The organism is Streptomyces lydicamycinicus, assembly GCF_000829715.2.
Classification (GTDB): Bacteria; Actinomycetota; Actinomycetes; order Streptomycetales; family Streptomycetaceae; genus Streptomyces; species Streptomyces lydicamycinicus.
The window spans coordinates 665,281-677,412 of record NZ_BBNO01000003.1; the positions used below are offsets into that span (position 1 = coordinate 665,281).

14 protein-coding genes are annotated in these 12,132 nt (G+C 68.3%); 4 read left to right on the plus strand and 10 right to left on the minus strand.

Annotated features, from left to right (window positions below):
- Nucleotides 1-192: 192 nt before the first annotated feature.
- Nucleotides 193-783 carry a GNAT family N-acetyltransferase gene (locus TU31_RS11875; RefSeq protein WP_042153142.1) on the minus strand — a complete coding sequence of 197 codons (591 nt, stop codon included), beginning with the start codon at nucleotides 781-783 and terminating at the stop codon, nucleotides 193-195.
- A gap of 269 nt (nucleotides 784-1,052) precedes the next feature.
- On the opposite strand from TU31_RS11875, the gene TU31_RS11880 reads away from it, so the two are divergent.
- Nucleotides 1,053-1,670, plus strand: a complete 618-nt coding sequence (locus TU31_RS11880; RefSeq protein ID WP_042153847.1) for a flavin reductase family protein — start codon at nucleotides 1,053-1,055, stop codon at nucleotides 1,668-1,670.
- A gap of 411 nt (nucleotides 1,671-2,081) precedes the next feature.
- Nucleotides 2,082-2,969, plus strand: a complete 888-nt coding sequence (locus tag TU31_RS11885; protein ID WP_042153145.1) for an endonuclease/exonuclease/phosphatase family protein — start codon at nucleotides 2,082-2,084, stop codon at nucleotides 2,967-2,969.
- 39 nt (nucleotides 2,970-3,008) lie between these two features.
- Here the strand turns inward: TU31_RS11885 and TU31_RS11890 are convergent, their stop codons facing one another.
- From TU31_RS11890 to TU31_RS11920, 7 genes are all read right to left on the minus strand, one after another.
- Complete coding sequence (locus tag TU31_RS11890) at nucleotides 3,009-3,242, minus strand: DUF2277 domain-containing protein (protein WP_042153146.1); 234 nt, start codon at nucleotides 3,240-3,242, stop codon at nucleotides 3,009-3,011.
- Nucleotides 3,243-3,269: 27 nt separating this feature from the next.
- On the minus strand, nucleotides 3,270-4,088 hold the full coding sequence (locus TU31_RS11895; protein WP_078885713.1) for an alpha-ketoglutarate-dependent dioxygenase AlkB family protein: 819 nt from the start codon (nucleotides 4,086-4,088) through the stop codon (nucleotides 3,270-3,272).
- A 25-nt stretch (nucleotides 4,089-4,113) separates the two neighbouring features.
- Complete coding sequence (locus TU31_RS11900) at nucleotides 4,114-4,674, minus strand: ABC transporter substrate-binding protein (protein ID WP_042153150.1); 561 nt, start codon at nucleotides 4,672-4,674, stop codon at nucleotides 4,114-4,116.
- A gap of 26 nt (nucleotides 4,675-4,700) precedes the next feature.
- Entirely contained in the window at nucleotides 4,701-5,237 is a 537-nt protein-coding gene (locus tag TU31_RS11905; protein WP_042153153.1) for a methylated-DNA--[protein]-cysteine S-methyltransferase, read from the minus strand.
- 407 nt (nucleotides 5,238-5,644) lie between these two features.
- Nucleotides 5,645-6,325, minus strand: coding sequence for a hypothetical protein (locus tag TU31_RS11910; protein ID WP_052718903.1), 681 nt, complete (start codon nucleotides 6,323-6,325; stop codon nucleotides 5,645-5,647).
- A gap of 647 nt (nucleotides 6,326-6,972) precedes the next feature.
- Nucleotides 6,973-7,350, minus strand: a complete 378-nt coding sequence (locus tag TU31_RS11915) for a VOC family protein (protein WP_042153851.1) — start codon at nucleotides 7,348-7,350, stop codon at nucleotides 6,973-6,975.
- A gap of 406 nt (nucleotides 7,351-7,756) precedes the next feature.
- Nucleotides 7,757-9,067 (minus strand): serine hydrolase domain-containing protein, encoded by a 1,311-nt coding sequence (locus TU31_RS11920; protein ID WP_078885714.1) that lies wholly within the window; start codon nucleotides 9,065-9,067, stop codon nucleotides 7,757-7,759.
- A 365-nt stretch (nucleotides 9,068-9,432) separates the two neighbouring features.
- On the opposite strand from TU31_RS11920, the gene TU31_RS11925 reads away from it, so the two are divergent.
- Nucleotides 9,433-9,663 carry a DUF6296 family protein gene (locus TU31_RS11925; protein WP_042153157.1) on the plus strand — a complete coding sequence of 77 codons (231 nt, stop codon included), beginning with the start codon at nucleotides 9,433-9,435 and terminating at the stop codon, nucleotides 9,661-9,663.
- 258 nt (nucleotides 9,664-9,921) lie between these two features.
- Here TU31_RS11925 and TU31_RS11930 read toward each other — a convergent pair whose 3' ends face one another.
- Together TU31_RS11930 and TU31_RS11935 are read right to left on the minus strand one after the other, a co-directional pair.
- Nucleotides 9,922-10,254 (minus strand): hypothetical protein, encoded by a 333-nt coding sequence (locus TU31_RS11930; RefSeq protein WP_158894385.1) that lies wholly within the window; start codon nucleotides 10,252-10,254, stop codon nucleotides 9,922-9,924.
- Between the two features lie 130 nt (nucleotides 10,255-10,384).
- Nucleotides 10,385-11,083, minus strand: coding sequence for an aspartate/glutamate racemase family protein (locus TU31_RS11935; protein WP_042153160.1), 699 nt, complete (start codon nucleotides 11,081-11,083; stop codon nucleotides 10,385-10,387).
- Between the two features lie 77 nt (nucleotides 11,084-11,160).
- On the opposite strand from TU31_RS11935, the gene TU31_RS11940 reads away from it, so the two are divergent.
- On the plus strand, nucleotides 11,161-11,946 hold the full coding sequence (locus TU31_RS11940; RefSeq protein ID WP_042153162.1) for a chitinase: 786 nt from the start codon (nucleotides 11,161-11,163) through the stop codon (nucleotides 11,944-11,946).
- Nucleotides 11,947-12,132 lie beyond the last annotated feature (186 nt).

Genomic DNA, 12,132 nt, shown 5'->3' on the forward strand with positions numbered 1-12,132 from the left:
ACAGATGTCGAAATCGCGCTCAGGAGAGCAGCTCAGATCCGATTCGACGCAGTCCCACGCTGCTGCGCGTGGCGACGGGCACCGCCTGGCCGGTGGCCGCTGCGCGCACGTCAGGTCGCGGAACCGGCTGCCCGGTTGTGGTCAGGTTCCACGAGAACGACGGTCGCGCCGGGCGGCGTATCGGCTCCCGCGTCAGCCGCCTGCTGGCGGCCAGGGACAAGGCATGCTCATGTAAAGGGCTTGTTCGCCCGATGAGGGTGTGCCGTCGTAGAGCGCTGCGTCCAGTCCGCAGAAGGTGAATCCCATCCGCCGGTAGGCGTGGATCGCCGGGGCGTTGACGTTGGTGACTTCCAGCCAGATGTGCCCGGCGCCGCGCTCACGGGCGAACTCGACGGCGTGGCCCATCAGGCCACGGCCGACGCCCTGGCCCCGGTGGGCCGGAGCGACCTCGATGTCCTCGATGGTCAGCCGCTGGTTCCACGGAGCGTAGGAGACAGTGGCGAAGCCCGCCAGGCAGCCGTCAGTGCCGACGGCGACGAAGGTACGGATGTGGGGATCCTCCTCGGTCGCGGGGCCGTCGCCGTCGTCGTCGGTGTCCTCCGTTGGGAAGACTTTGTGGAGGGGCGGGTCCACCGGGATCTCCTGGAGGGCGAACCCGTCCTCGGTGACGGCCACGTGGAAGATGGTGCGGGTGGTGAAGGACCCGTCGAGCGCCTCGATGGCCTCGGTGTCCTCAGGGCGGGCAGTGCGGAACTCGTAGTCCTTGTCGTCAACGGTCGTCATGGCATGAATCTACGACCGGCCTGACCGGCATGGATCGGATTCTCCCTCCGCCGCTGGGTGCACGCCACACTGTGCTGGACGAGGCGGCGAAATCGCAGGTACGGAGCCGCGAAACCCGCCTATTTCAGAGGCGGGTCAGGACGCTGCCGCCACTCTGGTGCTTGGGGGATGGGCCCGATACCGGGCACTTTCCGTCGGACTAAGGGGGCTTTGGGGGGTGCCGTGGATCCGCTGTGGGTCCGCGGCCGCCCTCCTGGATACTGATCCTCATGCGCATTGACTTCGATCCCGCTGCTATGTCCCGCAACGAGTTCTACCGGCTGCTGACCGCCACCGTGGTGCCGCGGCCCATCGCCTGGGTGTCCACCACATCGGCGGACGGAACGCACAATCTCGCGCCGCACTCCTTCTTCACGATCGCCAGCGTCGCGCCGCCCGTGGTGCAGTTCAGCTCCGTCGGACGCAAGGACACCCTGCGGAACGTCGAGGCGACCGGACAATTCGTGGTGAACCTCGCGCCGGAGGGGCTCTTCGAGCAGATCAATGACACGGGTACGGATTTCCCGCACGGGGTGAGTGAGTTCGAGGCGGCCGGGGTCGGATCCGAGCCGAGTCTGCGGGTCAAGCCGCTGCGGGTGGCGGGCTCGCCGGTGGCTTTGGAGTGCGAGGTGCACACCACGCTGGGAATCGGTGACGCGACCGTGGTGTTCGGGCGCGTGGTGCATGCGGTCGTGTCGCAGGAGGCGCTGGTCGACGGGCACCCGGAAATCTCCAGGATGAAGCCCTTGTCGCGGCTCGGGAAGGACGAGTGGGGGACGGTCGGCGACGTCCGGGAGATCTCCCGTATCCGTCACGCGGACTGGCGGGGGCCGGCGGGCGATCGGTAGGGGAGTGGGAGACGGGGCGGGAGAAGTTCCCGGGAGGCCGGGGGAAGGGATCACCCCCTGGTTTCGTGAGCGTTCCACGTCGATTTATCCGTAGGCAACTTATGGCCTGTGGCGGGGTTCGAGACTTTCGCATGATGGTTGTTGCTGCGCCGGTGGTGCCGGCTCCGGTGCCGGCACCCATGCCGGTTTCCGGGCCGGTGGCTGCCTCTGCGACGGATGACTGGAGTTGCTGTGACTGCTCTCGTTCCTGGGTGGAAAGCTTCATCCGTTTCCATTGATGTCTCTGGTCCCGCTGCTTCCGCCCTTTCCTCTGACTTCACTGATGCCGCTGCTTCCCCGGCGTCCCTGAATTCCGCTGATTTCTCTCGTTCCCCGGGGAGCAGTTCCCCGGCACCGGGTTCCCGAGGCGCGATGGCGTCGGTCAGCCGGCGGTTTTCCCTTCGGGCGGTGGCTGCGGCGGCGGTCGCCGGGCCGGCGGCGGCGGTGTACGGGCCGGGGACCGCATACGCAGCCGACGGCCGGCGGGGGCTACGGGTGATGACCTTCAACCTGCGGTACGCCTCGGATGCCCGGCCGCACTCCTGGGCCGAGCGCCGGCCCGTGATGCGGACCTTGATGCGGGACGAGGTCCCGCATCTGCTCGGGACGCAGGAAGGGCTGTACGGGCAGCTGCGCGATATCGCCGAGGATCTCGGACCGCATTACGACTGGGTGGGGACCGGGCGGGGCGGCGGGAGCAAGGATGAGTTCGAGGCCGCTTTCTATGATGCCCGGCGGCTCGCGCCGGTCGAGTACGACCATTTCTGGCTGTCCGATACGCCGTATCTGATGGGGTCGGCGACCTGGGGAAACACCGTAATCCGGATGGTGACCTGGGTCCGGTTCCGGGATCTGCGAGCCGGCGGCGAGTTCTTTCTCCTCAATACGCATCTCGATCATGCGAATCAGTACTCGCGTGAGCGTTCCGCCGGTCTGATCAATGAACGGCTGGGTGGGCTGGACCCTTCGCTGCCCCGGATCGTCACGGGCGACTTCAATGTCGCCGCGCACAAGAATTCCGTGTACGAGGCGATGCTCGACGGCGGCTCGCTCGTCGACAGCTGGGACACGGCCGACGAGCGCAGCCGGCAGTACGCCACCTTTCATGGCTACCGGCCACTGGTGCCGGATGGGGACCGCGTCGATTGGATCCTCACGTCACCGGGGGTGCATACGCGCCGCGCCACGATCAATACGTACTCCGCACACGGGCAGTTTCCGAGCGATCACCTACCGGTGCAGGCGCTGCTCGATTGGTGATCGCGAGCCGTGGTGCGGGCGCGGAGTCGCGGTCGCTGCTCAGGAGTGTGTGTGCCGGCGGGCGACGGGGCCGCGGATCCGGAGGCCGTCGAGAAGTTCCTGGGTCGCGGCGGCCACGGCGTCCACGGCCTGGTCGAACACCTCGCGGTTGTGTGCGGCCGGGGCGCGGAATCCGGAGACCTTGCGGACGTACTGCAAGGCCGCGGCCCGGATGTCCTCGTCGGTGACCTCGGGGGTGGTGGGCGGACGGAGTGTCTTGATGCTGCGGCACATGAGTCCAGTGTGCCTCGCGGGCCGGCGTCAGCCGTCGAGTCCGGTCACCCGCATCGTGATGTTGAGGCGGCCGCCGGCCAGACCGGACGCCGGGTCGCCGGTGCCCGGCCGGACCTTGGGAACGCCGTGGTAGGCGAAGCGGGACGGTCCGCCGAAGACGAAGAGGTCACCGGAGGCCAGCTCGACATCGGTGTACGGCTTGGTCCGCGTCTCGGTGTTGCCGAACCGGAAGACACAGGTGTCGCCGATGCTGAGGGAGACGACCGGCGCGCCGGAGCGCTCTTCCTTGTCCTGATGCATGCCGAGTTTCGCCTGGTCGTCGTAGAAGTTGATCAGTGCGGTGTCCGGTGTGTAGCCGTCACCCGCAGTGGAGTCCTGGTACGCCTCGACCAGCGCGCGGCGGCCCAAATCGACCATCCAAGGGGGGAATTCGGCCACCCGGGCCCCGTTTACATCGTCGGCGGTGCGGGTGTACGCGTACGGCTGCCAGTGCCAGCCGATGCACACCGTCTGGACGGACATCACGCCGCCGCGCGGAAGCTTGGTGTGCCGGATCGGGGCCGGGCCGCGCGCCCAGCCACGGCACGCGGTGACCAGCTCGCGCTGCTGGGCCATGGTCAGCCAGCCGGGGACGTGAACGGCGCCGGGGGCGATTTCCCGCCGGTGGTCGCTACGGGCAGGGCTCTGGCCGGGCACACCGGAGTGGCGGCCTCCGGGTTCGCCGGAACCGACCGCTCCGCCATCGCCGTCCGAGCCTCCATGTCCTCCGGAGATCCCCGGTCGACCAGGTCCTTTGGCGCCCGCGGGCTCCTCGAACTCCTCGAAGCCGGGAAGTGGCGTGCTCATCTGCTCCTGCCTCATCGCTACCTGCTTACAGCGTGCCATGGGGATGAACCGGCGGCTTATGGGCCGGTAGCTGCTGGGTGACCCAACCACGGTCGATGGCCCAGGTGGCCCCGTCCGCCGTGGCACCGCGCATGCCGTCCAGCGTTGCCCGGCCGGCCAGGGCGGGGACGCGGGAGTCGCCGAGTGCCGCAAAGCCGAAGGTGCGGGCGGGGTCCCAGTCGGTGCTGTGCCGCAGTCGGCGGCTCATCTGGGCCCAGCCGACGGGCGCGGCGGCCACCACCCAGGCGTCCGGTCCCTGAGCGCTGAAGCGGCGGGCCGCACGTAGCCAGGACGCGGCGGATTCCGGCCAGTCGACCATGGCGAGGACCGGCTGCCGGCCGGCCGCGCGCCATGCTGCGGCGAAAGCCGCCGCGGACGAGCGCGATGCCGCGTCCCTGCTGTGCCCGACGATCACGGTGGCGATGCGCATTCGGGGCGCGGTCAACAGCGCGAGCAGCGCGGCGAGTTCTGCCTCGGTATGCGGGGCGGGGGAGGGGAGGCTGCCATGGGCGGCCACCTCGGCGGGGGGAATGAGCGGTGAGGTCATCGTGAGGGGTACCGGGCTCGCCGGCGTCAGAGGAGGGTGGGCTGGAGAGCGCCCTCGTGGGTGAGCAGCGCAATTTTGGCTTCGACGCCCGCCGCGTAGCCGCGCATCGTGCCGTCCGCGCCGATCACGCGGTGGCACGGACGCACGATCAGCAGAGGGTTGGCGCCGATCGCGGCGCCCAGCGCACGTACCTCGCCCCGCGGCACCCCTAGAGCGTCGGCAAGGCGCCCGTAGGACGTTGTGGTGCCGTACGGGATCGCCTCCAGGGCCTGCCAGACGCGCTCCTGGAAGGCCGTACCGCTGGTGCGGAACTCCAGCTCGAAGTGGGTGAGCTCACCGGCGAAGTAGGCGCGGAGCCGGCGGACGACCTCGGCGAAGGGGGCAGGGTCGCGCTGCCGGCGCGGGTGTACGGTGACGCCCCGCTGCTGCGGCAGGGAGAGGGCGGTCAGGGCGGTGCCGCCGGGTGCGGTGGCCGATTCCTCTCCGACGAGCAACAGCTCACCGAGGGGGCTGTCGAAGGTGGTGTAGCTGGTGGTGACCGTGGTCGTCTCGGGGGAGATCATGACGCGTCCTCGTTCGTGTCCGCTGCTTTCACTCTTCGAGTCTGCGGGGCCGGGGGCGCGTCGGCTGGCGAAAATCGGACGTCACGGTTGCTGGCTTGCTTGCTGTGGCGGGCCGGCTTGCTGGCTCGCTTGGTGCGTGGGTGGCGGCCGGTGGTCTGTGGTCCGGCGGCTGGTCACGGGTGACGAGCGGGTATGCGTCCGCCGCGACGGACCGGCCATCACCACCGACGAGCACCGGCGCGCTGACCTGCCCGACTGGGGTCGGGCCCGATCCCGTCGCCCCGTGGTGAGACCTGCCTCCCGGGCCAAGCGCCGCCGACCGGATACGACGGCGCCGTCAGGGGTGGGGCACCGCTTACCACCAGGCTCGGGAGGCCCGGGCCGGTCGAGCGCTCCCGCCCCCCCGCTCAGGACCGGTAGTGCTCGACGATCTTCGTCGCGACACCGCCCTTGATGGTGACCTTGACCTCGATGGAGCTCATCTTGGCCGCCTTCTCCAGCTGGGCCTCGGTGCACGGGGAGGTGCCGTAACTGCTGCTGTCGATGGTGACATTGCCGTTCGACGCACATATCGCGGCGGCACCCAGTGTCTTGGTCTGGGGCCCGATGAAGAAGGCCTGCTCGGTACCGGCGTCCGGAGTCACGGTCAGTTTGCCGGGCGCCAGGTACTTGAGGACGCCGTTCACGGTGGCGTTGACCCCCTTGCCCCTGGAAGCGGAGCCGGAACCGCTCGTGCTGCCGCCGCCGCTCGCCCCGCCGTTGGTTCCGCCGCTCTTTCCGGGCTCGGACTTCTTCGGGTCCTCTGCCGCGCCGTCCTTGGAACCCGGCTTGTCGGCGGTGTTGCCGTCGGATGCCGCGTCGTCCGAGGGCTCGGCAGGCAGGGGGCTCGACGAGACCTTGGTGCTCGCCTGCGTGTTGTCGTCCTCGCCTTGGCCACAGGCGGTCAACGCCAGCGAGGCGACGGCTACCAGCGAAGCGGCGGCGATCAGACGCCCCCGGCGGAAGCCAGAGCCCGCGGCATGGGTAGTCGGCGTGGTGCGGACGGCTTCGACTTCTACTTCGGCTTCGGCGGCCTTGTTCCAGGACACAGATCCCCCTTGTGTACGGGCTACCGCTCAACATCTCCGCGGAGCGGCGGCGTTGCTGCGTGGGTGAGGCGTTGACATGGCCTTGCCGTCAGGCGGTTGCCTTTGGCTTTGCCGTTCGCACCGCTTCGGGGAGCGGTACATGCGTCAGCTTGATCGCGCACGCTGCCGCACGGCTAACACACCACTAACGCAGCCTTCCGATCCGGGGAGGCCCTTGCCCTGACCGCGGGCGGCTACGCCGCCTCGACAACCTCCGCTACCTCAGAGCGCACCGCCAACGTCCATATCTCCAGCAGCACCGCATACTCCGCCATGTCCTGAGCCGACCACGCCAGACCGCGCCGGGCGCGCACAAAGCGCCGGATCGATTCGTTCGCCTCGGAAGAAGGGACGGGCACGCCTGTAGGGGCAGAAGGAGTTGGGGACATATGAGCAATGCTAGGGGCAGACACTGACAACGCGGCCCCACGCGCATTGGCCCATGGCCGGCAGCTGCTGCCCGCGCGGGTCCCCCGACGGTCACTCAACTTCCTGACCAGCACAGACCGTCGGCCCTCCGATCCACTCCCGCTACCTGCATGTGTCCATTCCCACACGCTCCGCGATCACTCGGGGGCACGAACGGAAGTCCGCGACACCGAGGCCCCTCAGTGGAGGAAGAGGCAGAACGGGTGACCCGCCGGATCAAGGAACACCCGGACATCGTCCTGCGGTTGGACCGTCGCGCGCCGTGCCCCGGCCGCGACCGCATACGCCTCGGCCTCGTCGAGATCACCAACCCGGAGATCGAGATGGAGCATCTTCTGCTGCTCCTCGGGCCGTTCGGGCCACACAGGGGCCTGGTACCCGGCCTCGGACTGGAACGAGAGCCCGGTCCCGCCGTCCGGGCAGCGGAGCAGGACCCAGTCCGGTTCGCTGCAATTCACTTCCCAGCCGAGCAGTTGCCGGTAAAACTCCGCCAGGGTGTGAGCATCCGGACAGTCCAGGACCACCGTCGCCAGCGAAATCCGAGGTCGCCCAGTCATCATCGGTTCCACGCCTCCTACCGCTTCTGCCACTGTCGTCGCATCCACCATTCCTGCCCTCGGGCCCGCGGAAACGGGCGAGGCCGGGTTGCCGCTGCCCAGGACGAGCTCCCGATCGGGTGACGTACCGAGTCCTTCGTCGGCAGCGGGGCGGAGGGGCCTCACCCCGGCGTCACCTCAACGAAGGCCCTCTGGCGGAGCCGCCATCCCCTCATCGCACTCGGCCGGCGGGCGGCGCCCGGAGGCCGGCCCGTAAGCGCACCGTCGTGTGCTTCCGATCTGCGTTGTCAGTGGTGGCCCGTACCGTGGTTTCCGTAACCATCCGAGCTGCTGGCGCTTCTCGGACCCGCTCCGCTCCCGTGACAGCGCACGGGAGCGGAGCACACCCCCGAGTGGCCGAGCGTGCTCATTGGTGGGGTATCGGGAGGTGAGGCTCCTGCGGAGCGACCAGGAGTGAGTTGAAGGGGTTCGTTTCGGTCGCGCCCGGGGGCCGGCCGGCACTGGTCCCGCACAACGCCTGTGCGACGTGCGCGTTCATGGCGGCGTCTATCGGGCCGGTCTGGGGAACGCCGTTCCCGTCGAGCTTCTGGTAGCGCGTCAAATTGAAACCGAGGGACATTTGTCGTTTGCCGTCCGCACTGGACATGGACCAGGTCATGGCACCCAGCACCAGGCCGTTGTGTCCCCAGAACTCTCCGCACGGCAGGTGCCTGGTGAACAGGCCCAGGCCGTAGCGGAACGGGCTGCCCTCGATGGGCACCGTGGTCTTCATCTGCCGCAGCTCAGCCGGGGCGAGCAGTTCGCCACCCAGCAGTGCACGGTAGAAGCGGTTCAGATCGGCCATGGTCGAGACGAGTGATCCCGCCGTACCGGCCCAGGAACCGTTGTAGACGCTGAAGTCCCGCGGTGGGTTGAACCCGCCATACGCGGCCTCGTACATCTTGGCGTGCGGCCCGGTCAGGTAGGCCGATCGCGGAAAGTATGTGTGCCGCAGTCCTGCCTTCCGGATGACGTGCTCGGTGATGTACGCCTCCGGCGACTTGCCGGTGATCTTCTGGAGCAGGAGCCCCGCGAGCACGAAATTGGTGTTGGAGTAGTGATGAGCCTGGCCCGGTTTGCCCAACGGCTCGGCCTTCAGCCCCAGCCGGGCCAATTCCCGGGGATCGAACTGGCGGAAGCGGTTGCCTTCGATGCTGTCCGCCGAGGGGAAGATCGCCCCGGCATAGTCGCCGATGCCGCTGGTGTGGTTCAGCAGCATCCGGACGGTGATGGCCCGCCCGCGCTCACCGGGAACCAGGCCGGACAGATAGCGGCCTATCGGAGCGTCCAGCTCGATGTGTCCCTTGCTGACTTCTTGGAGGACGGCGACCGCGGTGAAGGTCTTGGTGATGCTGCCTATCCTGTGCCGCATCTGTGGAGTGGTGGGGCGCCCGGTGTCGACGTCGGCGACCCCCGAAGCGCCCTGCCATTCCTCGGCGCCGTCCCGCACCGCAGAGTAAGCGCCGTACATCCCTGCGTGATGGAAGGCGTTGAGCGTCGCCTTCAGGGCTGCCCGGTCGATGCCGGACCGGTTGGCGTTCCCGGCGGTGGTGGCGTTGCTCGAGTCCGTGGTCGGCGCCGTGGTGGCTGAGGCGGTGGTGGGAATCGTCAGCGCGAGTAAGGCGGCGGTGGCGGTGCCGGCCAGCCGCATGCGCCGGCGATGGGGGGTAACAGGCATGGATTCTCCGGGAGTTCAACGTCTGCGTCAGCATTCGACCTTCGCGGTCCTGATTCTCGCGGTGGGGCAGCGGTCAGACGTCAACCCTCGGAACGACCTTGATCACAAGCCCGCATGACAAATGTCAGGTTTACCGAGGCTGGGCTTTGCGTTCCTGTCGAGGGGGCGCGGGGGCCGCCCTCGGGCGCCTCGGTGAGGCCCGGCCGGCAATGCCGCCTCCGGCCCGGGAGTCGCGCCCCGGTGGTCTCCTCAGGCGCCGTGGGCGTGAGTGGGTGACGATGGAATGGCCGAGGTGCAGCGGCGCGCTGAGAGCGGCGGCGGGGAGCGCCGCCGGAGCACCTGCCCAGTTGTATCGGGAGGCCCTGATGGATTACCCGGAATGCTATGAGCTGGTATTTCAAGCTCCCGCGGTGGAGGACGACGTGGTGATCGTCCACCGCACCGAGCGAGCGGGAGCGGGCGGGTATCCGGTCTACGAGGATGAGTCGGGGATCGTACGCGCAGAGATCAGCGACCGGGGCGAGGTCCGGATGCTGGCCAGCGGGGGGCACCAGATGCTCCGTACGCCGCTGCTGGCACGCCCCCTCACCCCGTGAGCTTCAGGAGCCCATCCGGCAGCGGGGCATGCGCACACGTGCACACGCTCTGTAAAGGCTTACTCGCGTTGCGTTGAGGCGACGGTATTCGAGGTGCCTCGCGTCCGCGTTGGCATCCCGATTCCGCCCGCGGTAACCTTCTGCGCTTCATCCGTTGCGGTGCGTGTGGAGTGCGGGATGAGTGGCGGGTTACTTCTGTGCCGGGCAGTCATAGGGTCTCCGCTCGGCGAATTTCCTTCGCCGAGCGGAGAGCGGATTTCACAGGCCGCGTAGATGGCCGCGCTTCCGAGGCGTTCGCCGGGCGTCGGGCTTTGGCGCTTTCTCGGTGTCCGCGTCGCTTTCGTTGGCCGCCCCGGCCGTGCCGGGTTCGTCGGCCCGACCGTTCTCGATCCCGCCGTTCTCGACCTTGCCGAGCTCACCCTCACTGTCGTCGAGATTGCTGTGCTCGGCGGCATCGGGCTTGGCGTCGGGTTCGGATGGCGATGTGTCGGCGGTGGTATGGCCTTCGAGCACCGCCATGGCGCGTTCCAGCGTCTCACCGGTGACCTGCATCCGGATCCTGGCCAGTCGTTCTAACTCGGTACGCGACACCACGTCAGAGTACCTGCCGTCAGTTCAAACCTCGGTACGACACAAGAATCTGTGGAGAGCGGCGAGTTGGGGATGGTCATTTCTCCAACCCGGGGTTTCGGAGAACTACTGGATTTACCCGGCTGTGCTGCTACGGGGCGTCGGTGAGGGCGCGGGCGACGGCTGCTTCGGCATGCAGTCGTGTGGTCGGGAAGACCGGGACCGGGCTGTGATCCGGCCCGATGAGCAGCTCGATCTCGGTGCAGCCCAGCACAATGCCCTCGGCTCCGGCGGCGACGAGGTCCCTGATGACGGCCATGAATGCCTGCCGGGATTCCTCTTGGACGATGCCGAGGCACAGCTCCTCGTAGATCACACGATGGACGGTGCTGCGCCCGGCGGCATCCGGAACGAGCACATCCAGCCCGTGGCTTTCCAGTCGGCCTCGGTAGAAGTCCTGCTCCATGGTGAATGCGGTGCCAAGCAGTCCGATACGACGCAGGCCGCGCGCACGGACGGCGTCGGCTGTGGTGTCGGCGAGGTGCAGCAGCGGGACGGTGACGGCGGCGGCCACTTGGCCGGCGACCTTGTGCATGGTGTTGGTGCAGATCAGCAGCATGTCCGCGCCGGCCGACTCCAGCGCCCTGGCGGCGTGGGCGAGAACCTCGCCCGCCTCCTCCCAGCGCCCTTCGGCCTGTAGCCGTTCGATCTCTGCGAAATCCACGGAGTAGAGCACGCACCGCGCGGAGTGCAGGCCGCCCAGACGCTCGCGCGTCAACTCGTTCAGCAGCCGGTAGTACTCCGCCGTGGACTCCCAGCTCATGCCTCCGAGCAGCCCGATTGTCTTCATCGGGCCACCTTTGCACAGGGGGGAGGGGCGTTGTGTCTCCACCCCCGGTAACCACCGTTCTGCGCTGTCCTGCCGCCATGTCCCCAGTCTCTCGCGGGGGTCTGACTGCCGCGCTGCTGAGCGCCGCGACCGTAGTCGGGGGCGTAGCACTCGTCGTGCCGACGATGCCGGCGGCTGCCACTACGGGCTGTGCCCACTGTGCCCACTGTGCCGCGGCCCCGGCCGGTGCCGACGTCCGAGCCGAGGGGTTCGTCGTCAGCGAGGCGCAGTTCAACCAGATGTTCCCGAACCGGAATGCCTTCTACACCTACAGCGGGCTGACCGCGGCTCTCAGCGCCTACCCGGAGTTCGCGAACACCGGGAGTGACACCGTGAAGCGTCAGGAGGCAGCGGCCTTCCTCGCGAACGTCAGCCACGAGACCGGTGGCCTCGTCCATGTGGTCGAGCAGAACACAGAGAACTATCCCCACTACTGCGACGCCACCCAGCCATATGGGTGCCCCGCGGGACAGGCGGCCTACTACGGCCGCGGGCCGATACAGCTCAGCTGGAACTTCAACTACAAGGCGGCGGGTGATGCGCTCGGCGTCGACCTGCTGAACAACCCCTATCTGGTGGAGCGGGATGCCGCCGTCGCCTGGAAGACCGCCCTCCGGTACTGGAACACACAGACCGGGCCGGGCACCATGACCCCGCACCACGCGATGGTCAGCGGCGCCGGTTTCGGCGAGACGATCCGCAGCATCAACGGCTCCCTGGAGTGCAACGGCGGCAACCCCGGCCAGGTGCAGAGCCGGATCAACAACTACAAGAGCTTTGTACAGATCCTGGGAACCACACCCGGCGACAATTTGAGCTGCTGACGGGGCGCGCGGCGGTGTCTGTTGATCACTATCAGCCCATGCGGCTCCCAGCCATGATGACGGTCGCTCAGAGCCGCGGACGCGCTGCTCCCGGAGCTGCCTCCGCCCTCCTGGGCGGAGGACAGTTCCTCGTCGGCGCGGCCGCCTCCCCCTTGGCCGGGCTGTTCGGTCAGGCGCCCTGACGCC